Source organism: Hymenobacter frigidus, assembly GCF_014640435.1.
Lineage (GTDB): Bacteria > Bacteroidota > Bacteroidia > Cytophagales > Hymenobacteraceae > Hymenobacter > Hymenobacter frigidus.
The window spans coordinates 22,119-48,994 of sequence record NZ_BMGY01000036.1; the positions used below are offsets into that span (position 1 = coordinate 22,119).

General features: G+C 60.7%; 24 protein-coding genes. 13 read left to right on the forward strand and 11 right to left on the reverse strand.

Annotation, left to right across the window (positions count from 1 at the left end):
* Positions 1-107: 107 nt before the first annotated feature.
* Both IEW17_RS15905 and proS read right to left on the reverse strand, forming a co-directional pair.
* A complete protein-coding gene (locus tag IEW17_RS15905) occupies positions 108-533 on the reverse strand; it encodes a DUF4844 domain-containing protein (RefSeq protein WP_188563047.1) in 426 nt (141 codons plus the stop codon).
* Between the two features lie 121 nt (positions 534-654).
* Entirely contained in the window at positions 655-2,130 is a 1,476-nt protein-coding gene (gene proS, locus IEW17_RS15910; RefSeq protein WP_188563048.1) for a proline--tRNA ligase, read from the reverse strand.
* A 308-nt stretch (positions 2,131-2,438) separates the two neighbouring features.
* Between proS and IEW17_RS15915 the strand changes: the two genes are divergently transcribed.
* Positions 2,439-3,986, forward strand: coding sequence for a hypothetical protein (locus IEW17_RS15915; protein WP_188563049.1), 1,548 nt, complete (start codon positions 2,439-2,441; stop codon positions 3,984-3,986).
* A 77-nt stretch (positions 3,987-4,063) separates the two neighbouring features.
* A complete protein-coding gene (locus IEW17_RS15920) occupies positions 4,064-5,680 on the forward strand; it encodes an OmpP1/FadL family transporter (protein WP_188563050.1) in 1,617 nt (538 codons plus the stop codon).
* 78 nt (positions 5,681-5,758) lie between these two features.
* Here the strand turns inward: IEW17_RS15920 and IEW17_RS15925 are convergent, their stop codons facing one another.
* Positions 5,759-6,778 (reverse strand): hypothetical protein, encoded by a 1,020-nt coding sequence (locus IEW17_RS15925; protein ID WP_188563051.1) that lies wholly within the window; start codon positions 6,776-6,778, stop codon positions 5,759-5,761.
* Between the two features lie 105 nt (positions 6,779-6,883).
* Between IEW17_RS15925 and IEW17_RS15930 the strand changes: the two genes are divergently transcribed.
* The gene (locus tag IEW17_RS15930; RefSeq protein ID WP_188563052.1) at positions 6,884-9,112 is read left to right on the forward strand and encodes a S9 family peptidase; all 2,229 of its coding nucleotides are present in this window, start codon (positions 6,884-6,886) and stop codon (positions 9,110-9,112) included.
* An 84-nt stretch (positions 9,113-9,196) separates the two neighbouring features.
* Here the strand turns inward: IEW17_RS15930 and prmC are convergent, their stop codons facing one another.
* A complete protein-coding gene (prmC, locus tag IEW17_RS15935) occupies positions 9,197-10,054 on the reverse strand; it encodes a peptide chain release factor N(5)-glutamine methyltransferase (RefSeq protein ID WP_188563053.1) in 858 nt (285 codons plus the stop codon).
* A 57-nt stretch (positions 10,055-10,111) separates the two neighbouring features.
* Between prmC and ribD the strand changes: the two genes are divergently transcribed.
* The 6 genes from ribD (at position 10,112) to IEW17_RS15965 (ending at position 14,368) form a co-directional block, all read left to right on the forward strand.
* Positions 10,112-11,149, forward strand: coding sequence for a bifunctional diaminohydroxyphosphoribosylaminopyrimidine deaminase/5-amino-6-(5-phosphoribosylamino)uracil reductase RibD (ribD, locus tag IEW17_RS15940; RefSeq protein WP_188563054.1), 1,038 nt, complete (start codon positions 10,112-10,114; stop codon positions 11,147-11,149).
* 105 nt (positions 11,150-11,254) lie between these two features.
* Positions 11,255-11,737, forward strand: a complete 483-nt coding sequence (gene msrC / locus IEW17_RS15945; protein ID WP_188563055.1) for a free L-methionine (R)-S-oxide reductase MsrC — start codon at positions 11,255-11,257, stop codon at positions 11,735-11,737.
* Between the two features lie 34 nt (positions 11,738-11,771).
* Positions 11,772-11,951, forward strand: a complete 180-nt coding sequence (locus IEW17_RS15950; RefSeq protein ID WP_188563056.1) for a hypothetical protein — start codon at positions 11,772-11,774, stop codon at positions 11,949-11,951.
* Positions 11,948-12,277 (forward strand): hypothetical protein, encoded by a 330-nt coding sequence (locus IEW17_RS15955; RefSeq protein ID WP_188563057.1) that lies wholly within the window; start codon positions 11,948-11,950, stop codon positions 12,275-12,277. Before IEW17_RS15950 ends, IEW17_RS15955 begins: the two co-directional genes overlap by 4 nt.
* 69 nt (positions 12,278-12,346) lie before the next feature.
* On the forward strand, positions 12,347-13,033 hold the full coding sequence (locus IEW17_RS15960; RefSeq protein ID WP_188563058.1) for a Cj0371 family chemotaxis-regulating polar lipoprotein: 687 nt from the start codon (positions 12,347-12,349) through the stop codon (positions 13,031-13,033).
* Between the two features lie 159 nt (positions 13,034-13,192).
* Complete coding sequence (locus IEW17_RS15965) at positions 13,193-14,368, forward strand: glutathionylspermidine synthase family protein (RefSeq protein ID WP_188563059.1); 1,176 nt, start codon at positions 13,193-13,195, stop codon at positions 14,366-14,368.
* A 53-nt stretch (positions 14,369-14,421) separates the two neighbouring features.
* On the opposite strand, the gene IEW17_RS15970 is transcribed toward IEW17_RS15965, so the two are convergent.
* The 4 genes from IEW17_RS15970 to IEW17_RS15985 form a co-directional block, all read right to left on the reverse strand.
* The gene (locus tag IEW17_RS15970; protein ID WP_188563060.1) at positions 14,422-15,084 is read right to left on the reverse strand and encodes a phosphatidylserine decarboxylase family protein; all 663 of its coding nucleotides are present in this window, start codon (positions 15,082-15,084) and stop codon (positions 14,422-14,424) included.
* A 274-nt stretch (positions 15,085-15,358) separates the two neighbouring features.
* Positions 15,359-16,645 carry a Glu/Leu/Phe/Val family dehydrogenase gene (locus tag IEW17_RS15975; RefSeq protein ID WP_188563061.1) on the reverse strand — a complete coding sequence of 429 codons (1,287 nt, stop codon included), beginning with the start codon at positions 16,643-16,645 and terminating at the stop codon, positions 15,359-15,361.
* Positions 16,646-16,926: 281 nt separating this feature from the next.
* Positions 16,927-17,868, reverse strand: a complete 942-nt coding sequence (locus IEW17_RS15980; RefSeq protein ID WP_188563062.1) for a phosphatidate cytidylyltransferase — start codon at positions 17,866-17,868, stop codon at positions 16,927-16,929.
* A gap of 97 nt (positions 17,869-17,965) precedes the next feature.
* Positions 17,966-18,946, reverse strand: a complete 981-nt coding sequence (locus tag IEW17_RS15985; RefSeq protein ID WP_188563063.1) for a CPBP family intramembrane glutamic endopeptidase — start codon at positions 18,944-18,946, stop codon at positions 17,966-17,968.
* A gap of 195 nt (positions 18,947-19,141) precedes the next feature.
* Here IEW17_RS15985 and dusB point away from each other — a divergent pair, with 195 nt between their 5' ends.
* Together dusB and IEW17_RS15995 are read left to right on the forward strand one after the other, a co-directional pair.
* A complete protein-coding gene (gene dusB, locus IEW17_RS15990) occupies positions 19,142-20,131 on the forward strand; it encodes a tRNA dihydrouridine synthase DusB (RefSeq protein ID WP_188563072.1) in 990 nt (329 codons plus the stop codon).
* 76 nt (positions 20,132-20,207) lie between these two features.
* Positions 20,208-21,413, forward strand: a complete 1,206-nt coding sequence (locus IEW17_RS15995; RefSeq protein WP_188563064.1) for an ATP-binding protein — start codon at positions 20,208-20,210, stop codon at positions 21,411-21,413.
* Between the two features lie 42 nt (positions 21,414-21,455).
* Here IEW17_RS15995 and IEW17_RS16000 read toward each other — a convergent pair whose 3' ends face one another.
* The 3 genes from IEW17_RS16000 to IEW17_RS16010 all read right to left on the reverse strand — a co-directional run bounded on the left by IEW17_RS16000 (position 21,456) and on the right by IEW17_RS16010 (position 24,239).
* Complete coding sequence (locus IEW17_RS16000; protein WP_188563065.1) at positions 21,456-22,523, reverse strand: lipocalin-like domain-containing protein; 1,068 nt, start codon at positions 22,521-22,523, stop codon at positions 21,456-21,458.
* A gap of 44 nt (positions 22,524-22,567) precedes the next feature.
* Positions 22,568-23,266, reverse strand: coding sequence for a carboxypeptidase-like regulatory domain-containing protein (locus tag IEW17_RS16005; RefSeq protein WP_188563066.1), 699 nt, complete (start codon positions 23,264-23,266; stop codon positions 22,568-22,570).
* 61 nt (positions 23,267-23,327) lie between these two features.
* Entirely contained in the window at positions 23,328-24,239 is a 912-nt protein-coding gene (locus tag IEW17_RS16010) for a carboxypeptidase-like regulatory domain-containing protein (RefSeq protein WP_188563067.1), read from the reverse strand.
* A gap of 114 nt (positions 24,240-24,353) precedes the next feature.
* Here IEW17_RS16010 and IEW17_RS16015 point away from each other — a divergent pair, with 114 nt between their 5' ends.
* On the forward strand, positions 24,354-24,860 hold the full coding sequence (locus IEW17_RS16015; protein WP_188563068.1) for a hypothetical protein: 507 nt from the start codon (positions 24,354-24,356) through the stop codon (positions 24,858-24,860).
* A gap of 84 nt (positions 24,861-24,944) precedes the next feature.
* The gene (locus tag IEW17_RS16020; protein ID WP_188563069.1) at positions 24,945-26,726 is read left to right on the forward strand and encodes an amino acid permease; all 1,782 of its coding nucleotides are present in this window, start codon (positions 24,945-24,947) and stop codon (positions 26,724-26,726) included.
* Positions 26,727-26,876 lie beyond the last annotated feature (150 nt).

Sequence of the window (26,876 nt, forward strand, 5' to 3'; positions counted from 1 at the left end):
GATGAGCATGACCGTTTCAGAATGATTTTAGCTAACGCAAACAGCTTCCTAACAAAAACGCCCCCTGCTCATCGCAGGGGGCGTTTTTGTTAATTTTTATTTTCGAACTACTTCTGAGGTTTGGTTTCGACGAATGCGGTGAGGCGGCCTTCCGAACTTTCCAACCCCACAATGTCCATCAGGTCCTGAAAATACTCAGCGACCTGCTCCCGGTCTTTCGTTTCCGGAACCAAGGGCGAGATGCGGCTCAGGTTGTCGTCGAGGCACTTCAGGTAGGCCTCTCGGGTGGGCTTGCGCGCGGTAATGACCAGAAACTCGCTGGTGGACTTCACCAGAATTCGGTTGAGCATGGGCCGGGTCTCGGCTGGCAAATTGCTTTTGCGCATACCGATGACTACCTCATCTACAGTCTGCTTTCGGATTTTTTCCAGCTGCGCCACCGCTTTTTGCGGCACCGTCATGGGAGTAGCATCCTGGGCTTTGCTGGTAGACAAAGCACCCAATACCAAAAAGATAAGCAGGAAAGTGCGCATCGGGAAGTGCAGTTAAAAGTGAAAGGGCCGCGCTCACGCACGGCCCAGTTGCACCCGAAGATAATATATTATTGAATTAATACAAAGTTAATATCAAACTATTTATTCAAAAAAGCCTGTATCAATAAGCACGAGCAAAGTAGGCGCGGCGAGTGCTGGGCTTGCCGGTCACCATGCAAGTGCCGTCTTCATCGGGCTCATTCAGGGCCAGGCAGCGCACGGTGGCTTTGGTTTCGTCCTTGATGCGCTCCTCGGTTTCGGAGGTGCCATCGTAGTGGGCCAGCACGAAACCCGCCTCGTTGTCCAGCACCCGCTTGAACTCGTCGTAGCTATCTACCCGCGTGGTGTGGGTGGCGCGGAACTGCTTGGCTTTCTCGTGCATGTCGTGCTGAATATCAATCAGCAACTGGTCCACGCTGGCCACGATGTCGGCCAGGGGTAAGCTCATTTTGGCTTTAGTGTCGCGGCGGGCCACTTCTACGGTGCCGTTATCAAGGTCGCGCGCGCCGATGGCCAGGCGCACAGGCACGCCCTTCATCTCCCACTCCGCAAACTTGAAGCCGGGGCGCTCGGTGTCTCGGGCGTCCACTTTCACCGAAATACCCCGGGCAATCAGACCCATCTGGATGGGTTTGATGCGCTCAAGCAGCGCGTCGAGCTCACCGGATTTATAAATAGGCACGATGACCACCTGAATCGGGGCCAGCTTGGGCGGCAGCACCAGGCCTTCGTCGTCGGAGTGGGCCATCACGAGGGCCCCCATCAGGCGGGTGCTCACGCCCCAGCTGGTACCCCACACGTACTCGCGCACGCCTTCCTTGTTGGCAAACTGCACGTCGAAAGCCTTGGCAAAGTTCTGGCCCAGAAAGTGGCTGGTGCCGGCCTGTAGGGCCTTGCCATCCTGCATCAGCGCCTCAATGCAATAGGTGTCCTCGGCACCGGCAAACCGTTCGTTGGGGGTTTTCACGCCCTTCACTACGGGCAGGGCCATGTGCTCTTCGGCAAACTCAGCGTACACGTCGAGCATCTGGCGGGTTTCGGCCACGGCTTCTTCGGCGGTGGCGTGGGCGGTGTGGCCCTCCTGCCACAGGAATTCGGCGGTGCGCAGAAACAGGCGGGTGCGCATTTCCCAGCGCACCACGTTGGCCCACTGGTTGATGAGCAGCGGCAGGTCGCGGTAGCTCTGCACCCAGTTTTTGTAGGTGCTCCAGATGATGGCCTCCGAGGTGGGGCGCACGATGAGCTCTTCTTCCAACTTGGCGGCGGGGTCTACGCGCAGCTTGCCGGGGCGGTCGGGGTCGGTCTGGAGGCGGTAGTGCGTCACCACGGCGCACTCTTTGGCGAAGCCTTCGGCGTTTTTCTCCTCGGCCTCGAACAGGCTTTTGGGGATGAAGATGGGGAAGTAGGCATTTTCGTGGCCCGTGCGCTTGAACATATCGTCGAGCTGGCGCTGCATTTTTTCCCAAATGGCGTAGCCGTAGGGTTTGATAACCATGCAGCCACGCACGGCAGAGTTCTCGGCCAGGCCGGCGCGCTTCACTATCTCATTGTACCAAAGCGAGTAATCTTCTTGGCGGGTAGGCAACTTTTTGCTCATGGGGGGCATCTTAGGTGTAATCGGAAAAGTTCCCAATTCTGGTACAAGATTTGACTTGACCAAATGGCACCGTTTCGGGGTCAAATTACGTTATTAATGCGCGGACCTCGTAACAGAAGTTATAAGCCTGACCAGCGAGAATGCGCAGTCGGTCATTGGCCTTTTCAGCCTGCCATCTGTTAAACCTTTGCCCAGCATTCGAGCCTAAGCAGTTGGCTATTATTACCCTTGCTTCTTAACTTCATGCGGCTTCCATCATTTCCGCTGTTACTTTACTATCAGCCTCTCCACTCCTCATATAATTAGTCATGAAAAAGCTGCTCACCGCTTGTTTGCCTGCCTTGGCCCTGTTTGCGCTGGGCGGCTGCGCGGGCACTTCGGCCCTCACCTCCTCGGAGGACGATGGAGTTTATTATTCCTCCAAAGACCGCACCACGGCTGTGGTGAGCGCGGCCCCGGCTTCAACCAATGAGGCGGTCAACCCGGATTATAACGGTAACACCAACGGCCCGACGGCTCGCCAGAGCGGCAGTTCAGATGAGTATTACGACGATTCCTACACTTACATGCAGGGAGTGCAGTATACTACGCCAGGCGTGAGCTACTACACGCCGTATAGTCCGTATACAACTCTTAGCTACGGCGCTGGCAGCTACGGCTGGGGCGGGGGTTACGGTGGCTTCTCACCTTATGGGGCCGGGTTCTACGACCCTTTCTATAGCCCGTTTCATAGCCCCTACGGGTTTGGGTACGGCTCGGGCATCACCATTGGCTTTGGGTTTGGGCAGCCCTGGGGCTTCGGGGGCTATGGCTTCGGCCGGCCTTATGGCGGATTTGGTTTCGGCAACGGTTTCGGCAACGGCTTCGGCAATGGCTTCGGCAATGGCTTCGGCAATGGCTTCGGCAACGGCTTCTACGACCCCTACTACTACGGTGGTCCTTTCTACGGGGGCTACTATGGCCGGGGCGGTTACTACGGCAACAACTACTACGGTAATAACCGTAACAATGGCGGCTACTACGGCGACAGCAATGGCCGCGGCCGCACATCGGGCAGCCGCACCTACCGGTCTTCGGATGGGCGTTACCAATCGGGTAACCGGACTTCGGGCAGTGTTTCCGGCACGTCGTCGGGCGGCGGCCGCGTGCGGCCCGATGGCCTGTTGAACCCTTCTGCTCCCCAGGGCATCCCGACTTCGAGCGAAAGCCGGACTGTTACCACGGATGGTGGCCGGATGCGGACCGACGCCATAATGTCTGTGCCCAATACCACCCGGCAGGAACGCACGGATGCTTCGTTCAATCAGCCCCGCCGCATGGATGCGGCCGAGCAGCCCCGCTACCGCAACATGGACCAGCAGCCCACCGACGGGCGGCAGCAAATGGACGCAACTCCGGGCCAGGGCGAAGTACAACGCGAACGAGTTGCGCGCGACCAGGGCCAGATAATGCGTGACCGGCCCATGCGGGAGGAATCGCGGGGCCGCGGCAACCGCTGGCGCAACGCCGACGCGGCTTCCCAGATTGACCAGTCGCAGCCTGCCACGGCCCAGCCCCAGGATAACCAAAACAGCCGTCGGGGCCGTTTTTCTCAGGATGCGGTGGCCCAGCCCCGCTTCGAAGGCACCCAGCAAGCTCCTGAGCAAACCCGCCAACGTTCCTACGACCAGCCCCGGCAGCAGCGGGTGTTCGAACAGCCGCAGCAGCGGCAGCGGCAACCCGAACGGACCTACGAGCAGCCGCAACAGCGCGATGCCGAACAGCAGCAGCAGCGCTCTTACAGCCAGCCTTCCTACTCTGCTCCCTCGGGTGGTGGAGATGGGGGCGGCGGCCGCAGCCGGGGCCGCAACGACTAAGCACCCCACCTGATTTTCTTGCAAAAACTTTCCCTAAGTGAGCCGGCCCAACGGCCGGCTCCTTTTTCTTCCTTCCCATGAAAAAACGGATTATCGGCTTTAGCCTGGCCCTCGCATTGGGGCCGGCCAGCCACGCCTTTGCCCAGGGGCCGAGTGATGCCCTGCGCTACTCCCGTCTCCAGTTTGGCGGCCCGGCCCGTACCCAAGGCATTGGCGGAGCCAACGTGGCCCTCGGGGCCGACTTTGGCAACCTAACCAGCAATCCCGCCGGCCTGGGTCTGTTCCAGAAGTCGGAAATTCATATCACACCCGGCATTGGCCTGGGGCAAAGCGACTCGCGCTTGGATGGCAGCTCGGCGGGCGCGCAGAACGATGTCAAGAACAGCTTCCATATTGCCAGTACTGGCCTCGTGCTGGCCAACCGCCGCCCCGATAGCGACCAGAGCACCAACTGGCGCGGCGGAGCCTTCGCGCTGGGCTTTACCCGGCTGGCCGACTTCAACGTAGCCAGAACCTACAACAGCACCCTCACCGACCGCACCGTGAATGGCCGGACCTACACAGCCGATGACCAGTCTTACCTGGCTACGTTGCGCGGCACGGCGGGCAGGGATTACTATCTGAATATTCGCGGGCAGGGCCGGTCGGGCAATTACAACACGGTAGACAACGGCCTGGATGGCCTGGCCTACGGCGCCTACCTGATAAACGTGGACCGGGTGCGGGTGCCGGGCGGCACCGTGCAGGACTCCACTACCAGCATTACCAGCCGGACGCGGCGCGGGCCCATCGGGCAGGCCGAGCAGGTGATTTCGCGGGGCTCGGTGTCGCAGTTCGACCTGGGCTATGGCGGCAGCTATCGCGACCGGCTGTATATCGGCGTGGGCCTGGGCATCGTGAGTTCGAACTACCGGACGACATCGGATTTTACGGAAACTGAAAGTGACCCGACTACCCACATAAACAGCTACCGGCTGCGTGAGGAGCGTCGCGTCAGCGGCTCGGGCATTAACGCCCGGTTGGGCCTGATTTACCGCGCTACCGATGCTTTCCGTATCGGTGCTTCGGTGCAGACGCCCACCTATATGCGGTTGGAGGACACCTATAACGCGGCCTTTATCACCGATTTCAGCGCCTCGGGCACCGACGTGGTGCCCCGCAGCCTGCCGGTGGGCGTGACCACAATCGAGGCACAACCCAACGACTACGCCTACGCCCTCACCACACCCTTCCGGGCCAATGGCGGCGTGGCTTACACGATAAGCAAGTACGGCTTTCTGACGGGCGATGTTGAGTACGTGGGCTACGGCCAGGCCCGCCTGCACAACGACGCGCAGAATGCCAACGGCGACGACAACCCGTTTACCGCCGAAAACAACGACATCCAGGCCCGCTACAAAAGCACCGTGAACCTGCGGTTTGGGGCTGAAGGTCGATTTGACGTGTTTCGGGTGCGGGTGGGCTACGCCCGCTACGGCGACCCGTACAAGGCTGATAAGAACAACGAGCGGGTACAGAATTTTTACACCGCCGGGGCTGGCCTGCGCCAGGGTAATTTCTTCCTCGATGCCGCCGCCGTGTACACCTCCTTCAACCAGGTGAGCACGCCCTACAGTTTGGATGGCCTGGAGCCGTCCATCAAAATCAACAACAACCGCTACACTACCACCCTGACGGCGGGCCTCACGTTCTGAGCCAACTCACAGTGGGCATTGCCACAAAAAGGGCTGCTCCGTTAAGGAACAGCCCTTTTTTATTGGGTTATATCGGCATTACTTCTGCACCCTGACCGTGCAGGTGAGCGTGGGGGCGGTGCCTAGTACCAGGTCGGAAACAAGCAGCAGACCCGTCCGCTCAGTTTTGTCTTCGATGGTGCGAAAGGCGATGACCTGGCCCTTGGTGAGCGTGCCGGTGCTCAGGCTGTCCGTAAACCGGGTGCCGTTGCCAAAGGCCGTGGCAAGGAGAGCATTGGTGTTGGCGTTACCAAAATCGGTGGTACTGAGGCCAGTGCGGCGCAGCAGGGTCAGCCGCCGGTTGGCCACTGGCCAGGTGCTGGCGCTCAGACTCAAGTCTTGGGTGGAAGCGGGCGCGTGCAGGCTGACGGTATTGTTGCGGGTGAGGCAAATCAGGTCAATCAGCAGCTGATTTGCTTGCAGGCTGTTTTCGTTGTTGATGAGGGCGTACTTGGGCAGCAGCAGGCCGGTGCGCAGGTTGAGAAACACCCGAGCCCGGTCGCGCACCGGCGCGGCGGCGGCCGGCGTGGCGGGCACTACTGGCCGCAGCAGCGCCGTGTAGCTGTGGTAAACCCGGGCCGAATCGCTGCTGCGAACCGTGAGGCGCAGGGCGCGGCTGGTACTTTGGCCGTTGGCATCAGTGGCGGTGTACTGCCACTGCTCGGTGCCCGACGTGGCGCGGGCCACAAACTGGTTGGGCAGCAACAGCTCGCGGCCCGAGAAAGTGGCCGTGGGCGGCGACGCCACCCGAAGCACCGAATCCAGGTACACCAGCGCGTCATCGTTAGGCGTTTTGCTAGGGTCGTAGCTGCTGATTGGCGAGGGGTAAATGATGGGGTTGCGGGTGGGCTCGTACTTCACCGTGATGCGCAGCCGCTGAAGGTCGTTGTCGCGGCTTTGGGCGTAGGCGCGGGTCGTGAGCGTGTCGCTGGGCTGCACGGTGCGGTTGCCGGAGGTGAGGCCGGTGGTGCCGATAAAATCGAGCCGCACGGGCGTTTCGGTTTTGGCACAAGCCGCCAGCAACACGGGCAATAAGAGCAATAGGGGGCGAAAACGCATAATGCAAAGGTAACGGAGCCCACCGGCTGCAACCGAGCTGCGGACGAATGTTACCTTTAACGTTCTGTTTACTCCCTTATTTCGCTCACACTCCCGATTTACACCATGCGTTTTCGCTTTTTCGCGCTGGCCGCGCTACTGGCCACCAATGGCCCGGCCCTGGTGCCGGGCTATACCACTTCCCTCACCCACGCCCAGCAAAAGCTGCCGCTGACCCTGGAAGACATCTGGGCCAAGCCCACCTTCCGGGCCGCCGCCGTACCGGGTTTCAACTGGATGAACGACGGCCGCTACTACTCGGCCCTTGATGCCGGCAGCTTAGTACAATACGAAGTGACCACCGGCAAAGCCGTGCAAACCCTGGTGACGGCCGCCGAGCTGCAGCTGCCCGGCACCGACAAGCCACTGGCCGTGGATGGCTACTCCTTCAACGCCAACGAACAGAAAATCCTGTTCACGACGGCTACCGAGCCCATTTACCGGCGCAGCGCCCGCGCCAGCTACTATGTCTTCGACCGCGGCACCAAGAAGCTGACGCCGCTGAGCGCCGGCGGCAAGCAGGGCTACGCCACGTACTCGCCCGACGGCCAGCGCGTGGCCTTCACCCGCGACAACAACGTGTACGTGACCGACCTGGCCACGATGCAGGAAACCGCCGTGACCACCAACGGTGTGAAAAACAACCTCATCAACGGCTCGACCGACTGGGTGTACGAGGAAGAATTCGGCTTTGCCCAAGGCTTTTTCTGGTCGCCGGATAGCAAGCAAATTGCTTACTACACCTTCGATGAAAGCCAGGTACCCGAGTACGACATGCAGGAATGGGGCGAGCTCTACCCCAAAGAAAACCGCTTTAAATACCCCAAAGCCGGCGAGAAAAACTCGGTAGTGAGCGTGAGCAGCTACGACGTGGCCAGTGCCCGCACCAATAAGATGGACGTGGGTCCGGTGGCCGACCAGTACATCCCCCGCGTGATGTGGACCGCAGTGCCGAACCTGCTCAGCATCCAGCGCCTGAACCGCCTGCAGAATAAGCTCGAAATCCTGCACGCCGATGCCAACACCGGCAAAACCCGCGTGGTGCTGACCGATACGAATGCGGCTTACGTCGAAATCAACGATGATTTGAACTACCTGGCCGGCGGCAAGCAGTTTCTGTTCACCAGTGAGAAGGACGGTTACCAGCACCTTTACCTGCACGACATGGACGGCAAGCAGGTGCGCCAGCTCACGAAGGGGCCCTGGGAAATTAGCGCCATTAACGGCTTCAACCCCAAAACCGGCTTCGTGTACTTTACCAGTACCGAGGGCTCGGCCCTGCAGCGCCACTTGTATCGCGTGAACTTGAAGGGCTCGGGCAAGCAGCGCATCAGCGAGGCCGGCAACGGCACCGACGTGGTGAACCTGAGCCCCGACACCAAATACTTTCTCAATACCCACTCCTCGGCGGGCGTACCGGCCGTGGTGAGCCTGCGCGAAGGCGCGACGGGCAAGCTAGTGAAGACGCTGGAGGACAACGCCAAGCTGCGCCAAACACTAGCCCAGTACGACCTGGGCAAATTTGAGTTTCTCACCTTCAAAACCTCCGAAGGCGTGGATCTAAATGCCTGGATGATAAAGCCCAGCAACTTCGACCCCGCCAAGCAATACCCCGTGCTGATGCACGTGTACGGCGGCCCCAGCTTCGGCAGCGGCAGCAGCCAGACGGTGCTCGACAACTACGGCGGCAGCAATTACCTCTGGCATCAGATGCTGGCTGAAAAGGGCTATATCGTGGTTTCGGTGGAAAACCGGGGCACATCGGGCCGCGGCTCAGCCTTCCGCAAAGCTACTTACGCCAACTTGGGCAAGCTCGAAACCATCGACCAGGGCGAGGGCGCGAAGTACCTGGCTTCGCTGCCTTACGTGGACAAGTCGCGCATTGGCATCTGGGGCTGGAGCTACGGCGGCTACATGACTTCGCTGGCCATGACCAAAAACCCCGACCTCTTCAAAATGGGCATCGCCGTGGCCCCGGTCACAAACTGGCGCTACTACGACACTGTGTACACCGAGCGCTACCTGAAAACGCCCCAGGAAAACCCCGGCGGCTACGACGAGAACTCGCCCGTGCAGTTTGCCCAGAATATGAAAGGCAAGTTCCTGCTCGTGCATGGCACCGGCGACGACAACGTGCATTTCCAAAACTCCATCGCCTTCGTTGATGCCATGATTAAGGCCAACAAGGACTACCAGACGCTGTACTACCCCAACCGCAACCACGGTATCGGGGGCGGCAACACGCGCCTGCACCTGTATCGCCAGATGACTAATTTCGTAACGCAGAACCTGTAAATCAAGCGCTAACAAATAAGGGCCGTTGGCCGCCAACCTCATTGGAGTTGGCGGCCAACGGCCCTTATTTGTTGAAGACAATTGCTACCCGCACCGTCCGCGCACCATGCGCGCTTTGCCGAACATGTCGGGCAGTACAGTTACGTCCACAAAGCCCTGCGCTACGAGCAGAGCGGCCGTTTCAGCACCCAAGGCCTCATTTATTTCCAGGTAAATACCGCCTCCGGGCCGCAGCAGTACCGGGCCTATTTCGGCTAACCGGCGGTAGAATAGCAGCGGGTCTTCATCGGGCACGAAGAGGGCCGTAGCGGGCTCCCAGGCCAGCACGTTGTCGCGCATGGTGGGGCGCTCGCTTTCGCGCACGTAGGGCGGATTACTCACCAATATATCGAGCGTGCCGGGGGCTAAGTCGGTGGGCAGGTTAAGAAGAATATCAACCTGCTGAAAAGTGACCTGCGGAGCGTAGTGGGCGGCATTACGGCGGGCCACAGCCAGGGCCTCGGCCGAAATATCCACGGCTAATACTTCCGCTTTGGGCAGGGCACGGGCCAGCGCCAGGGCCAGGCAGCCCGAGCCCGTGCCCACGTCGAGCACTCGTAACGCGGCATTGGCTGGATACGCCTGCGTAATGACTTGCACCAACTCCTCGGTTTCGGGACGCGGGATGAGGGTGGCGGGCGTCACTTCCAGCTCCATACCGGCAAAATGCGCCGTACCCAGCACGTACTGCACCGGCTCGTGGGCCAGCAAGCGGGCGGCCAGCGCCGGCACCGCCGCCAGCGCGGCGGGTGGCACGGGCTGCTGGGCGGCCATCAGGCGCTGGAGGGAGTCGAGCGCCAGCAAGTGCTCCACCACCAGCGCGGCAATGGCCTGGGCTTCGCGCTCTGGGTAAACGGGTTGTAGGTCTAAGGCCAGGGAAGCCGTGAAATCGCGGGTTTTCATCGGGCGCAAATGTAGGCTCCCGGCGTAGCTGCGGCGCGGTTCCTACCTTCGCCCCCGATGAAACCCGACGATGCTACTTTCATGCGCCGCGCCCTGAGCCTGGCGCACCTTGGCACGGGCTACGCCCGCCCAAATCCTTTGGTTGGCTGCGTAGTGACGCACCAGAACCGCATCATTGGCGAGGGCTGGCACCGCCAACACGGTGGGCCGCATGCCGAAGTAAATGCCCTGACGGCGGTAACGGACCAGGAGCTGCTGAAAACCAGCCGCGTGTATGTGACGCTGGAGCCCTGCGCCCACCACGGCAAAACGCCGCCCTGCGCCGACCTGCTCATCGAGAAAGGCGTGCCCGAAGTAGTGATTTGCAACGACGACCCGTTTCCGCTGGTGGCCGGGCGTGGCATTGAAAAGCTGCGCGCCGCCGGCATCCGGGTCGAAACCGGCGTACTGGCGGAGGAAGGCCGCTGGCTGAACCGCCGCTTCTTCACCTTTCACGAAAAGAAGCGGCCGTACCTGGTGCTGAAATGGGCCGAAACGGCCGATGGATTTCTGGCCGGGCCGTACTTTCAACCCGTGCAGATAAGCAGCCCGCAGGCGGGCCTGCTCACGCACCAGTGGCGGGCCGAGGAAGCGGGAATTCTGGTGGGCACCCGCACGGCCCTGCACGACAACCCCCGCCTGAACGTGCGCGACTGGCCCGGCCCCCAGCCCACGCGCTTGGTTATCGACAAAAACCTGGGCCTGCCACCCACCCACCACCTGCTCGACGGCTCGCAACCTACCCTCATCTACACTTACCGCCAGCCTTACCACACCGCCAACCTCGACCACGTTACCCTCTCCGAAGCCGACGACCTCATCCCCCAAGTGCTGGCCGACCTCTACCAGCGCCAAGTACAGTCCGTGCTGGTCGAAGGTGGCCCCACGGTGCTGAATGCGCTGCTGAACGCGGGCTTGTGGGACGAAATCCGCGTGTTCCGGGCACCGTCTAAGCTGGGTAAAGGCATCGCGGCCCCGCGCCTGGGCCTGAGTGGCTTACGCAGCACAACGAACGTTGGCCCCGACGAACTGTTCTGGTACGTAAACGAGCAGTAGCCTCGTAGCGTGAACTCTGCGAGTCCGCGCCCGCACCACTCCTTAATTCCCTTGTTTTTCACCACACGCGGACTCGCAGAGTCCGCGCTACAACCGCGCTACTTCATGGCCGAAACCCTCGCCCTCGACACTACCCTCACCAAGGCCGCCCAATACCAGCAGCTGCTGCCCCAAATTGAAGCCCTCACCACCGGCGAGCCCGACCTGACCGCCAACCTAGCCAACACGGCCGCTGCGTTACGCCAGGCATTCGGCTTTTTTTGGGTGGGGTTTTATGTGGTGAAAGATGATGAACTGGTGCTTGGGCCATTCCAGGGGCCCATTGCCTGCACGCGCATCCGGCACGGCAAGGGCGTGTGCGGAGCCAGCTGGGCCCAGGCCCAAACCATTCTCGTGCCCGACGTGGAGGCCTTCCCCGGCCACATCGCCTGCAGCTCCGATTCCAAGTCTGAAATCGTAGTCCCAATTATCAAAAACGGCCAGGTAGTGGCCGTGCTCGATGTCGACAGCGACCAGCTCAACGATTTTGACCACGATGACCAGGCCGCCCTGGAGCAGCTGATGCAGCTGGCGACGCGCTGGTTCTAATGCCCGGCGCGTCGTTTCCTGCCAGCTTTTCAGTATGATGCACGCCCGCGAATACTTCGGCCCTGAGGCACCCAACACCGGCCAGTGCCGACCTCGTCGCAGGCGCTTGGCCGTGCTGCTGGTCGCTACCCTGGCCGCCCCGCTGGCCCTGCATGCCCAAGTTCCGGCCCTGACGGGGCACCAGGCACCGACTTACTCACAGCCTCCATTTTGACATCAGCGTCTAAAAAAGGGTGTCACGAAGTTGATTTAGCAAAATTTCAGTTGCGGACCCCAGAGGCAGGCTTTTATATTGCGATGGAATGGTTGTACACCGCCGACCGTTTCGGGTGTGAACACCCCGTGACGATACAAGCCACAAAAGAAAGAAAAATGAGCTACAGCTACGGCCAATCGTTAGGGGGCTATCTTGATGCACCCGCACCCGATACGTGGTATCTCTCAGCAGGACATTCGTGGCAGCAGTTCCAGCCTCGTGGCGTGCTGATGGATAAAGGCAACATGAATGCAGCCATCCAGGTCGTTGTTCAACCCGATTAACTGTGCTGTACTAGCCTCAACCCGATACTCGCAATCACCAACAGCTCCCCCATATCCCGCTTCCACTCCATGAAAAAGCACTTTCATTCCCTCGGCGACTGGCGTCGCAACGTGCTGCTGGTGGCTGCTGCCAGCAGTCTCGGCCTCGGCCTGCCCGCTTGTTCCTCCAATGATACCGTGGAAAACCGCGCCCAGGAAAACGGGGCCGAAGGCGGCTGGGGCGGTGAAACCTACAGCCAGGGCGTCATCACTGAAATGACCGAAACCAAGCCCGGCGAGTGGAAAATCACCGCCGAGCGCCCCGCCGGCAAGGAAGAAGTAGCCGCCGTGCTGCACCACCTCGATGGCAAGACCGATACCCTCCAGGGCCAAGCCCTGCAACGCCAGATGCAGGACTACAGCCGGCAAAACCCTGAAAACCGCGTGCAGGGCAACGGTATGATGAACGTGCTGATGTGGAGCGGCATTGGCTTCATGGCCGGCCGCTTCCTCACCCCCAACGCCGGCTACTACGCCAACCCCGGCGTGATGCAAAACAACCAGGGCTGGCGCAACAACGTGGCCAGCGAACGCCAGAACGGCCGCGGTTTCTTCGGGCGCGGCTTCGGTGGCGGCCGCACGTCGCCCTCGGCCGGCATCCAGGAAAGCCGCTCTACGCTTCGTTCGTCGCCCCGGCCCAGCTTCCGTAGCAGCGCACCGGCCGGCCGGAGCAGTGGTTTTGGCAGCCGCGGCGGCTTCCGGGGCTTTGGCGGGTAGAGAACAGTAATTGAGAGATGAATGAACGGTCATGCTGAGCGCAACCGAGGCATCTCGCTCGCACCGTCGCAATGGAACTGATTACTACCCCACGCGAGATACCTCGGCGGCGCTCGGCATGACCGTTCTTTCTCGCTGTTACCTATTTCACCCTCCCACATGATAAATCTCCTCCCCTTATCCGGCGATGTGTCGCCCGCTGTGCGTGCCTTGGGCTGGGAATGGGCCATGGAAGACGCCTGCCAGAACTACGTGGCCCGCGAGGCCGTGCAGCTTCCCGAAACCGAGGCGGAAACACTGCTCCAGGCTGCCGACACGCTCTACGATATGCTGGTGCAGGCCATTCCCGACCCCATTCCGGATGAATTCCTGCAGCAGCTAGCCATCCCGGCCAACTTGTGGGCCGCCGTGCGCCACTCCTGGGACGATGAGCGCCATTGGCACCTCTACGGCCGCTTCGACCTGGCCCTGACGCCCGATGGCCCCAAACTACTCGAATTCAATGCCGATACCGCCACCAGCCTACCCGAAACCACCGTGGTGCAATGGGCCAGCCTCGTAGCAGCCGGCCAAGCCGAGGAAGGCCGCCAGGCCAACGGCCTATTTGAGTGCCTGGAAGACCAATTCCGCCACTGGCGCAGCCTCAACCACGACCGTCAGGCCACCTTGCTGCTGGTGTACCTGCCCGATAGCGCCGAGGACGAAGCCAACTGCACCGTGCTAGCCGAAGCCGCCCGCACGGCTGGCTTTGCCGATACCTACACCTGCCCCATCGATGCCATGCGCGTGTCAGTTGAGGGCGAAGACCGGGGCGTGTGGGCCGAAACCGTGCCCGACCAATGGCAAAAATTCGATTTTCTGTTCAAGTTGGCTCCCTGGGAGATTCTGGCCGAGGAGGAACCTGACCTCACCGCCGACCTCACCCAACTGCTGGTCACGCGCGACGTGGTGATTGCCAACCCGGCCTACGCGCTGCTTTTCCAAAGTAAAGCCTTGCTCGCGCACCTCTGGAAAACCTTCCCCCACCACCCGCTGCTGCTCGAAGCTAGTTTGGAGCCGCTATCCGGCCACCACGTTCGCAAGCCCATTTTCGGCCGCGAGGGCCAGAACGTGGCCGAAATTCAGCCCGACGGCCGCACCGGCAGCGAAGTTCCGGGCGAGTTTGCCCAGCAGCCCCAGCTCTATCAGCAATGGGCCGAGCTGCCCACCGATACCGAGGGCCGCCGCTACCAGGCCGGGGTGTTCTGGGCCGGCGAGGCCTGCGCCATCGGTTTCCGGCGCGAGGCTGGGCTCATCACCAACCTATCGGAGTTCGTACCGCACATTCTTGCTTAAAAGTAAAAGGCCACCCATTTGGGTGGCCTTTTACTTTTAGCTGGCACTGAAAATCAGACCTTCAGTTGGCAAATCACGGTTTCGCCACCTTTCACTTTCTGGCCTAGCTCTACCTTTATTTCCGTATCCATTGGCACGAAAACGTCGACGCGAGAGCCGAATTTGATGAAGCCGAACTCCTCGCCCTGGCTTACTTCATCGCCCTCGTTCACGTACCACACAATGCGGCGGGCCATGGCCCCGGCAATCTGGCGAAAGAGCACCAGCGGACCCGCATCGGACTCTACCACTACCGTGGTGCGCTCGTTTTGGGTGCTGCTTTTGGGGTGCCAAGCCACTAGGTAGTTACCGGGATGGTACTTGAAGTACTTCACGAGGCCCGAAATCGGGTTGCGCGTGATGTGCACGTTGATGGGCGACATGAAAATGCTGATTTGCTTGCGCTCATCTTCAAAATACTCGGGCTCGAATACGTTCTCAATCACCACCACCTTGCCATCGGCCGGGGCCAGCAGCAGGTCTTCGTGCGTGAACAGGTGCCGGAACGGGCTGCGGAAAAATTGCAGAATCAGCAAAAAGACGATGACCGTAGCCCCGGCAAACAGCCGGTTCACGAGGTCAGCCCCCTTGTTCAATTGAAATACCAATAGGTTGAGCGCCAATAAAATCAGCAGCGTAACGAACATGATACGTCTTCCTTCTTTGTGAATCTTCATAATCGCTGATTTTCGCTGATTAACCGTGATTTCGCTGCGTTTAGCGTAGTCAATCGGCGCAATAATGGGCCGGTAAAGTCTGATAGTCAGAACAAATTACGGCCATAAATAGGAACGGCACGAACCAAGTGGCCCGTGCCATTCCTTACTAAAACAAAATAACAACCACTTAAGCAGTTTATCACGCAGTAAATTGCTTTTCATCGTCAGATTACCGCCTGCCGCCGACGTTCACAATCAGCGAAATCACGGTCAATCAGCGAAAATCAACGATTTAGAAGCCGCCGCGGAATTTATACGTCTGGGCTACTTTATCGATGGCCACCACGTAGGCCGCGATGCGCATCGGGACGTTGTACTTCTTGCTGGTTTCGTACACTTTCTCGAACGCGTCGTTCATGATGCGGTCGGCGCGCTCGGTCACCATGTCCAGGCTCCACTTGAAGCCCTGCTTGTTCTGCACCCACTCGAAGTACGACACCGTAACGCCACCCGAGTTGGCCAGGATATCCGGCACCACCATGATGCCCTTCTCGTTGATAATCGGGTCGGCCGAGGCCGAAGTGGGGCCGTTGGCACCTTCCACGATGAGCTTGGCCTTGATGTGGTGGGCGTTGTGCTCGGTGATAACATCCTCGACGGCGGCGGGCACCAGCACGTCCACGTCCGAAGTCAGCAGCTCGTTCGGGTTCATCGGCGTAGCGCCGGCGAAGCCTTCCAAGCGGCCGTTGTGCGCGTCTTTGAACGCGATTGCATCGCTGATGTTGATGCCGTCCTCGTTCCAATAAGCGCCCGAAATATCGGAAACACCTTTGATTTTCACGCCCTCGGCGTGGAGCAGCACCGCAGCCCACGAGCCCACGTTGCCGAAGCCCTGCACGGCGGCCGATACTTCGGTCGGCTTCAGACCCAGTTTTTTCAGCGCGGCCAAAGTCGATACCATTACGCCGCGGCCGGTGGCCTCGGTGCGGCCCAGCGAGCCGCCCATTACCAAGGGCTTGCCGGTGACCACGGCGGGCGAGGTCATGCCGTTAGTTTTTGAGAATTCGTCCATCAGCCACGCCATCTCGCGGGGGCCGGTGCCCATGTCGGGAGCCGGGATGTCGCGGTCGGGGCCGAATACGTCTTTCAGGGCCAGCGTGTAGCCGCGGGTCATGCGCTCAATTTCGCCGGCGCTCATCGTAGTAGGGTCGCAGATAATACCACCCTTGGCCCCGCCGTAGGGAATATCAACCACGGCGCACTTCCAGGTCATCCAGGCGGCCAGGGCTTTCACCTCGTCGAGGTGTACGTTCTTGTCGTAGCGAATACCGCCCTTGCTCGGGCCCAGAATGGTGTTGTGGATAACGCGATAGCCTTCAAACACATGAATCTTGCCGTTGTCCATCGTCACCGGAATGTTGACGATAACCTGCTTGTCAGGGGCTTTGAGAACGTCGTAGGTCGCTTCGTCGAGGCCGAGAATTTCGGCGGCGATGTTGAAGCGCGACATCATTGATTCGAGCGGGTTTTCGCGGTCCATTATCGGAGCCGGCTCTTTATACACGGTATGAACTGCCATTCGGGATGTGGGTTAGGAAAGTGTTGGGTGGGAGTTTGCCTACAGTTTAGGGCCGCAAAGGTATTGCTTTTGGCAAGATGAGCGGGCATGTTTATCTCTTACGTCAACCTCACCCCCTGACCCCCTCTCCAAAAAAGAGGGGGCACCGGCTTCGCGCTGACACGGGAGGAATTAAAAGTCCGGCCCGTTTCAGGTTCACCTTTTAACTCGCTTCCAGTTCCCCCTCTTTTTTGGAGAGGGGGTCAGGGGGTGAGGTTGATGTGAGGACGGCCCGCTGCCTCCTACCCCGCCAGCAGCTGTAGCAGCGCCAGCACCGGCAGCACCAGCAGAAACGCATCGAACCTATCGAGCAGGCCACCGTGGCCGGGCATGATGCTGCCCGAGTCCTTCACGCCCACGCTGCGCTTGAGCATGGATTCGGCCAGGTCGCCAAGCGGCGCGAACACGGCCACCACACCAGCCGCTACGAGGCGGTGCGTGAGCGGCAAATCAGGCAATAAGTAGCCCAGTGCCCAGCCCACTACCAGCGTGAGCACGAAGCCGCCGGCCCAGCCTTCCCAGGTTTTGCCGGGCGATATTTTGGGGGCCAGCTTGTGCTTACCGAAGGTTTTTCCGGCGGCGTACGCGCCGATGTCGGAAGCCCAGATGAGGAAGAGCAGGGCGAAGACGCGGCGGTAGTCATAGGTTTCGTAGTAGGTATTTCCTGAATAACCTCCCGGTTTATCTTGGGCTATTACAGTGAGCAATGCCATAGGCAGACTTACATAAAGAATTCCTAATAGTGTTGTTCCAATATTGGCAAAAGCTTTTTCGCCGCCCTTCCAAATAGCTATTTCGCGCAGCACTAGAATGACTGGCAGTACTAGTGCCAACGAGGCCACGCTTTTTAAGAATAGTCGAACTATTAAAACGTGGTTATTACCCGCCAGTTCTTGGCTCAAAAGACCTGCAAGCAAGAAAAAGGCTATTCCAGCCCCAATCCCAATCCACGTAGCCGGCGCGTACCCGCCCGCCCGCATCATCCGGTAAAACTCCCACAGCATCACGGCCTGCACGGCGGCGAAAAACAGCCCGAACGTCCAGGGGCTGAACCAGACGCTGCCCAGCAGCAGCGCCGCGCCCAGCACGCCGTAGATGACGCGCAAACGCAGGTTGCTGGGGCCGGCTGGGGCGGCAGAAATATTGGAAGAAACGGGGGCAGTCGGAGGCGTAGAATCGGGCAATGCGGAAATAGTTGTAGAGACGCATACTTGCGTCTCGTCGTTGGTAAATGTTGATTGCGCGAGTCGTTCTACGGGTTTATTCGACGACGAGACGCAATTATGCGTCTCTACCGCGCTCGACCACGCCGGCACGGCTCAGGGTGAGCATGGCGGTGGGCGCGGCTGGGGCCGTCATGCGCTGATACAGGAAATAGAGCAGGCCGGCCGAGAATAGCAGTGAGGGCAGCACCAGCGTCCAGGGCAGTGCGTCGTTGGAATCGGGGTCGAAGCCCCAGCCGAACTGGCCGCGCTGGGCCAGGTAGAGGATGAGCAGTTGAAAGGCATTCTGGGTGAAGTGGGCGGCCATGCTCACCAGAATATTGCCGCTCCACAGGTAGAGGTAGCCCAGCACCAGCCCCAGCACGAAGCGCGGCACAAACCCGAAAAACTGAAAGTGAATGGCCGAAAAAATAGCCGCCCCCAGCCACACGCCCATGTGCGGCGAAAACCAGCGCACCAGGTTTTTCTGAATCACGCCCCGAAACACCAGCTCCTCGGCCACGGCCGGCACCAGCGCAATCACGACCACCCCCACCAAGAACCGGCCGACGGAGCTGAACCGCGTGAGAAACTTGGTGAGCACGGCCGCTTTGTCCTCGCTGGCCCGCGCCCACAGCTCAAAATCGTGCAGCGCAGCCGGAAAATGCACCCCCGCGTTCCAGGCAATAATCGTGGACATAAAGGGCAGAATTACCACGATGAGCACGGCCGCCGCCAGCAGCCACCAGCCCGCCCCCAAGCGGCGCGGATTGAAATACTCGGCCCAGCCGTAGCCCAGCACCGAGGCCAGCGCCAACGCCCCGCCCGTACCGGCCGTGAACAGCAGCACGCCCTGCGCCATCATCAGCAGCCCCCAAGCCTGCGGGGAAGCAGTAGGGTTGAGCATGACCTTGCCCATTTCTTCGGGCGAGAGCCCAAATCCCACCTTCGCCCAGCCGAACATAATAGCGTAGCCCACGCAGGCCCCGGCCACCAGCAGGGCCAACAGCAATAGTATCTGCAGGCCCGGGTGCAGTGTGCGGGGTAGGAAACCTTTCATAGCGGGGTACAAGTTGGGAAGGGCGTAAATTTACCGCAGTTTTTAACTTAGGCTTGAATAGCGCAGCACAATAGCACGTCATGCTGAGCGCAGCCGAAGCATCTCGCGTGCAATAGTAACCCAATTGTTCAACGATGCGAGCAAGATGCTTCGGCTGCGCTCAGCATGACGTTCTTTAAAAATACCAGTATCACCGTGGTCAACATAGGCAACATCCAGCTTCCCGATTTCCCACTCCTGCTCGCGCCCATGGAGGACGTGAGTGACCCGCCCTTCCGCGCCGTGTGCAAGGCCAACGGGGCCGACCTCATGTACACCGAGTTCATTTCCTCGGAAGGCCTGATTCGGGCGGCCGCCAAAAGCCGCAAGAAGCTGGACATCTTCGATTACGAGCGGCCCATCGGCATCCAGCTCTTCGGCTCCGATGTAGACACCATGGGCGAGTGCGCGGCCATCAGCACCGAGGCCGGGCCCGATTTGATTGACATCAACTACGGCTGCCCGGTGAAGCAGGTGGCCTGCCGGGGCGCGGGCGCGGCCCTGCTTCAGGACATCCCCAAAATGGTGCTCATGACCGCCGCCGTGGTGCGCCACACCCACCTGCCCGTGACCGTGAAAACCCGCCTGGGCTGGGACGAAGGCACCAAAAACGTGGAAGAAGTGGCCGAGCGCCTGCAGGACGTGGGCATTTCGGCCCTCACCGTGCACGGCCGCACCCGCGCCCAGCTCTACAAGGGCGACGCCGATTGGCGGCTCATCGCCAAAATAAAGGACAACCCACGCATCAAAATCCCGATTTTTGGCAACGGTGACATCACCTCGCCCGAAAAAGCCCTCGAATACAAAACCCGCTACGGCGTGGATGGCGTGATGATTGGCCGGGCCAGCATCGGCTATCCCTGGATATTCCGGGAGGTGAAGCACTACGTGGCCACCGGCCAGCTGCTGGCCCCGCCCACGCTGGAAGAGCGGGTGGCCGCCTGCCAGATGCACTTCGACCGCAGCGTGGAATGGAAAGGCCCGAAAGTGGGCGTGTTCGAAATGCGCCGCCACTACGCCCACTACTTCCGTGGCCTGGAGGGTGCCAAAGCCTGGCGCACTAGTTTGGTGAACGCCGAAATGCCGGCCGACGTGCTGGAAATTCTGGCCCAGATTGCCGCCAGTGACGCGGTGCTGGTGGGGTAAGTTTTGTCATCCTGAGCGCAACGAAGGATGACAGCCGATTTGCTGCCGTTCCTTTACGCGTCCCGTATTCCCCTTCATGTCTCCGATTTACGACCAAAAATCCCGCATCAAAATTCTGGTAGCAGCGCTGGCGCTGCTGATTGGTGCAGGCACCGTTATCTACACCAATCTGCTGGTGCAACGGGTGTCGGAGCGCGAGCAGCAGCAGATTCAGCTGTACGCCAGGGCCCAGGAATTCATTGCTAACTCAGAAACAGACACTAACCCTTTTGTTTTCAATGAGATAATCAATGGCAACACCACCATTCCAGTCATTTTGAGCAGCGACGGCAATGACATTACTGCCGCCAAAAACATCGATATGCCGCCGCACCTGTCCGAAGCTGATTCGTTGGCGCGGCTCCGCTACGAGTTGGGCTTGATGAAGGAAAAGCACCCGCCCATTATCGTGAAGCTGGGAGCGGGGCAGGTAAACTACATTTTCTACCGCGACTCGCAGCTGCTGCAGCAGCTGCGCACCTACCCGCTGGTACAAATTGTGGTGATTGGCTGCCTTGGCGTCATTGCGTATTTCGCGTTCAGCTCCTCGCGCCGGGCCGAGCAAAACCGCGTGTGGGTGGGCCTGGCCAAGGAAACTGCCCACCAGCTGGGCACCCCGCTCAGCAGCCTGGTGGGCTGGCAGAACTACCTGCGCGACTCCGACCGGTTCAGGGACGAGCCCATTGTGGAGGAACTGGGCAAGGATATTCGACGACTCGAAATCATCACCGAGCGGTTCAGCAACATCGGCTCGGTGCCGGTGCTAAAGGATGAAAATCTGTACCACACCACCCGCAACGCCATCGAGTACCTGCAAAGCCGGGTGTCGAAAAAGGTAGTATTTAAGATTGAGACAGATTTACCACTCGATACCCCCGCCCGCATCAACGTGCCGCTGTTTGATTGGGTCATCGAAAACATCTGCAAGAATGCCGTGGATGCCATGGAGGGGCGCGGCTCCATCACGCTGCACCTGCGGCGGGTGCGCACGCGTCGCTCCTGGTACCGGCGCGGTGCCCCGCCCCGGCAAGTAGCCGTGGATATCACCGACACGGGCAAGGGCATCCCCAAGAACAAGCTCAATAGCGTATTCATGCCCGGTTTCACCACCAAAAGGCGCGGCTGGGGCCTGGGTTTGGCCCTCGCTAAGCGCATCATCGAGAACTACCACGAGGGCAAGCTCTTCGTGAAATGGAGCGAACTGGGCCGCGGCACCACGTTCCGCGTGGTGCTGAACCAGTGAGAATGGCTAGCACGGCGTTCCTTAAAATAAATACGCGTCCGCTTACCGATTGGTGATTTCCACGTAGGCATTGCCGGTAACGGGCTGGCCGTGGCAGGTGCCGGTCACGCGGCACATGCCTTCCCAATAGCTCAGCTTCAGCACCTTGAACAGGCGCAGGTTGAGCTCCTGATTAGGAATCAGCGGGGTCACGGTGAGGTCATAGCCTTTGCCGGGCACGGTGAGATGCCAGGTGGCGGGGTACTTCTTTTTAGAAGTGGGGCTGGTCCAGTACGTGAGGGGCGTGAGCTGGAAATCGGCTTCGGCGAGGTGCAGGTTTTCGCCCTTGGCCCCGAAGTGCGAGCCGCCGCCGATGTGCTGGCTGGTTTTGGTGTCATGTACGGTGTAGAGCATCAGCTCCTCACGGGTTTGGTCGATTTGCAGGCTGAGCCAGTCCCAGGCCACGTTTTTCTTGTTCACACCGCCGCAGTTCCACTGCCGGTCGTACCACAGCTCACCAGTCACCTGATGGGTTTGGCCCGCTACTTCGATGGTGCCCGTAGCCGCCAGGCGCGGGTAGGAATAGTAGCCCGCCTGGGCCACGGGGCCGTATTGCTCGTAGCCGGTGCCGCCGTGCAGCAGCACGGGCTTGGCCGCCGTGGTGCTGAGATTGATGGCTTGGCCGTCCTTATTGGGCCCGATGGCGGCCATGCGGGCCCGAAGCTGGTAGCGGCCCTCCTGCCCGGTGAGCGTCCAGGTTTGGTCGGCCTTCTTCTGGGTCAGGCTGATGGGCAGCGTGGCGGTGAGCGGCGCGGCCAGCTTGCCCAGCTGATAGTCGTAGCGAAACTGCTGAGTCTGCGGGTCGCTCATGGCAAAGTTTACCATCTGGTAATCCTGCTTGCCGTCGGGGTTGAAGTGGAAGAAAACGTACTCCACCCCGAAGGTCTGGCCGGTACTCACATCCTTGAGGTGGCCGGTGAAATACCACCATTCCAGCGAGTTTTTGGGGTGCGGGGCTTCTTCGAGTGGCAGTTGGGCCGCGCCGGGAAACAGGTCGTTCTTAGTAGTGGGCTTGAAGGGGATGCAGGCCGTGGCCAGCAGGAAAACGAGGACAAAACGAAAAACTCTCATACCCCGGGAAAAGGACTTTCGGGGCATAAAAGTTTAACGATGGCTCACTTCACTGGCGGTTTCACCGGCGGCTCCGGCATCCGCATCTTGCCCATAATCTGGCCACGGTTGGGCACCGATGCCAGGCGCACCACCAGCGGCGCGGGCCGGGGTGTGGCGCGGGTGTCCAGCTTCAGGGTTTGCTCCTGAAAATCGAAGGGGTTGCCCACGAACTTTAGTGTCACCTTACCGCCCGCGATGGGCCCCCAGCCGGAAGCCATCACCAACTCGAACCGTCCCTGCTCGTCGGTGACGGTGCCAAACTGGGTGTCGTTGATAAAAACGCTGACCTGCGGCACGACGGTGGCAGTGGCTCCGTCCAGCACCTGGCCGCGAATGATTAGCTGCTGGGCCTGGGCATCAGCCGGGCCCGCTGTAGCGGCCGTGGCTTGCGCGGGCAGCTGCTGAGGCGGCTTGGTGGCGCACGACGTAACGGGGTGCCAGCCCAGCAGCGCCAGCCCGGCCAGCAGCCAGCGCCGCCAGCGGGTAGCAGCGGCCGGCACTACCTGATTGGCGTTGGCCAGCACGCACACCGGCCGCCCCCCGCGCCGCGCCAGGTACGCCAGTATCTGAGCCTCGCTGAGCCGGGTGAAGTCCACGACTTCGGTTTGGCAGGCCCCGCAGTGTCGGCCGTCGGCGGTGGGGCGCATGGTGGCCCAGGGCTGGGCGCAGGACTGTGGGATGGAAATCGAGGGAGAAGCCATGCGCCTAAGGTATTCTTTTTTAGATGAATAAGCGAATTGAACTCTCGAGCGTCGGCACGTTTCAATTGCGACGAAAAGGCTGCGTGAGCCAATACTTGCTCCAGTTATAGAAGCGGCGCGGGTGCCAGGGAGCAGGCGGTAGCTTGTTAGGAGGCAACCGGCAAATGACGACCTCGCCCAGCATGCGGGTATCGGGTTGGAGCTGAAACCTTTGCTGCGATATACCCGCAGTTGCCAACTGATGTTCTTGCGTAACGTAGCCAACCGACGATACAGTGATGTTCAAGCCAGTAGCCCCCGCCAACTCTAATGGTACCATCAACTTAAATGTGCCGTCGGCGCGGGTGCTGGTTCCGATGGTGGTGCCGGTGAGCAGCACCGTGACACCCGGGAGCGTCTGGTTGCTAGTCCAATCGGTAATGACGCCTCGCAGCACCAGCGGCGCGGCCGCCGGCAGCAGCACTGCCGGCTGACTGCTGACCATTCCCATCGTGATTATCCTGTGCGCTGCCGCTGGCTGCACAGCCGTGGCCAGTGGTGTGCGTGGTTCCAAGGGCAGCAGGCCGGGCAAGGCCGGCGCTTGAACCGCTTCAACTGGCGGCGTGGTCGGCGCGGGGCCGCCCCAGTAGCGGGCGCGCCATTCGGCGGGCGCTTGCGCATGAGCTGCCGCACTGCTGACCTCCCGCATGCCCCACACGGCTACGGCCGCCGCCAACCAGGCCCGCCACCGCGTGGGGGCAGCCAGCACGGCGCGCTGCAACGGGCGCTCCAGCTGCCCCGCCGCGAAGCGCCCACAGGTGCGGCCGCTCACGGCTCCGGCCAGGAAGGCCAGAATTTCGGCGTCGGTTTTTAGGGTGAAGTCCACCACGGTTTTTTCGCAGGCGGCGCAGTGGCGGCCGGCAGTGGCGGGAGTCATCGCGGCCCAGCTTTGGTGGCAGGGCTGCGGAATGGTGAGGGAAACAGGTTGGCGCATAAGCTGGCGGGCAATGGATTTATCCTGCTGATGCCAGCCCTTCCGGGAATACACATCCCGCCCGGCAAAACCTCGTAACTTGAGTACCGCTCCCACTCCTCAAGTCCCTTCCACATGAAAATCATTACTCAAATGGCGCTGCTGGCCTTCCCCTTTCTGGCCCAAGCCCAAGTGCATTCCACGGGCGGCATAGGGCTGGAAATTCCGGCCCCGGCCGCGCCCCGCCAAGGGCATTTCCTGGCGGGAGCCTACGTATCGGGCAACTACACGCCGGTGCTGGCGACGGGCGCGGTAGGCTACTCGGTGCAGCCGTATCTGCGCTACGTGCTGGGCAATGGCGAGCGGGCCCGGGCCTTTGTGCAGTACAACCTTACGCCCTATCTGGTGCAGGCGTATGGCAGCGCGGCCCCGCTGGCCGGGCCGGGGGCCGGGGCCCGGTTTGCCAATCCGCTGTTTGCCCCGCTGCCGCTGCGCGGGCCGGCGGGCTACGGCTACGACAGCTACGGTAGTGGCCTGGGCAGCTTGTCGATAGGCGTGCCGGTGCGGGTAGGTGGGGGCTCGATGATGGTGCACGTGGCCGGCAGTTTGGTGAGCGGGCTGCTCGGCGGCCCACTGCGCTAGCGGGGGCTGCGGCGGAGGCGATTTGGGCCACAACCCGCGCCGGGGCATTATCTTTTCGCCCCCAAACCCGCTTCCCACTCCTGCATGAGTTCCGATAAATCCCTGTTTCGCCGCAAAACCATCGCGGCCATTCTACAAAATCCCCCGGCCGACCACGAAAGCCACTCCTCCCCCGGCGGCCTGGAGCGCCACCTCACCGTCCGCGACCTCACGGCGCTGGGCATTGCGGCCATCATCGGGGCCGGCATCTTCAGCACCATTGGCAAGGCCAGCCTGGATGGCGGCCCGGCCGTGTCGCTGCTGTTCGTGTTCACGGCCATTGCCTGCGCGTTTTCGGCGCTGTGCTACGCGCAGTTCGCGGCCACCATTCCCGTTAGCGGCTCGGCTTACACCTACGCTTATGCCTCGTTTGGCGAGCTGGCGGCCTGGATTATCGGCTGGGCTTTGATAATGGAGTACGCGGTGGGCAACATCGTAGTGGCCATTTCGTGGTCCGACTACTTCACCGGGCTCCTGGATGGCATTGGCATCCACATTCCGCTCTGGCTCACAATGGGCACGCAAACTGGCCACGCCGGTTACGAGGCGGTGATGGCCCTCACGCAGGCGGGCCGGCCAATGGCCGACGCCACGCCCGCGCAGCTTGATGGCTACAAGGCCTGGACCTCGGCCCCGGAGCTATTCAACGGCTTCCACCTGGTGGTCGACCTGCCCGCCTTTGCCATTGTCGTGGCCATCACGGCGCTGGTCTACATCGGCATCAAGGAAAGCAAGAATGCCTCGAACCTGCTGGTCCTGTTGAAGCTGATTATCGTCTTCGTTGTTATCGCGGTGGGCGCGTTCTACGTGCAGCCGGCCAACTGGACGCCCTTCGCTCCCAACGGCGTGGGCGGCGTGCTCAAGGGCGTGTCGGCGGTATTCTTCGCTTACATCGGCTTCGATGCCATCTCGACCACCGCCGAGGAATGCAAGAATCCGCAGCGCGACTTGCCCAAAGCCATGATGTACGCCCTCATCATCTGTACGGTGCTGTATGTAATTATCACGCTGGTGCTTACGGGCATGGTGCCCTACACCAAGCTCGGGGTAGGCGACCCGCTCTCGTTTGTGTTTGCCGAGGTGGGCCTGCCCAAGCTGTCGGGCCTGGTGGCGGTGAGCGCCGTGTTTGCCATGGCCTCGGTGCTGCTGGTGTTTCAGCTGGGCCAGCCACGCATCTGGCTCACCATGAGCCGCGACGGGCTGTTGCCGAAGGTGTTTTCGCGCATTCACCCGCGTTTCCACACGCCATCGTTTGCTACCATCGTCACGGGCATTTTTGTGGCCGTGCCGGCGCTTATTCTCAACATGGATTTGGTGGTCGACCTCACCAGCATCGGCACGCTGTTCGCGTTTGCGCTGGTTTGCGGCGGCATCCTCATCATCGACCCGTACGGCCGTTCCGAGGCCCGCTTCAAGGTGCCTTACATCAACGGCCAATGGCTGGTGCCGCTGATTCTGGCGGTGGGCGCGTTCCTCATCGTGCGCTACAACCCGGCCGGCAACCAGGAATTCCTGCTCGACGTCACCGGCCAGCGGGGCTGGCTGCAAACCGAGGCCGTGGGCGGCCACATCACCGGCGGCTTCGCTCACCAGATTCCCACGCTGATATTTTTCCTGTTCTGCATCGGCCTGTCGGTACTATCGTTCCGCAAGAAATTCTCGCTGCTGCCGGTGCTGGGCCTGCTCATCAACCTGTATTTGATGACGCAGCTGGGCATCAGCAACTGGACGCTGTTTTTCGTGTGGCTGCTCATTGGCCTGGCCGTGTATTTCAGCTACGGCTACAAAAACTCGAAGCTGGGGCAAGAAAAGGTGCTGGTAGCGTAGCCTGTTTTCAGAAGCAGAAGCAGCCCCGACCCCGTGAGTGGTTGGGGCTGCTTTTTGGTTTATTGCTGCCGCTAAATTTCGCCTTTAAGTGGCCACGCATAAGTAACGGTGAATAATTGCGTGGTATTTTTGGCCTATGTTAGCTCCTTT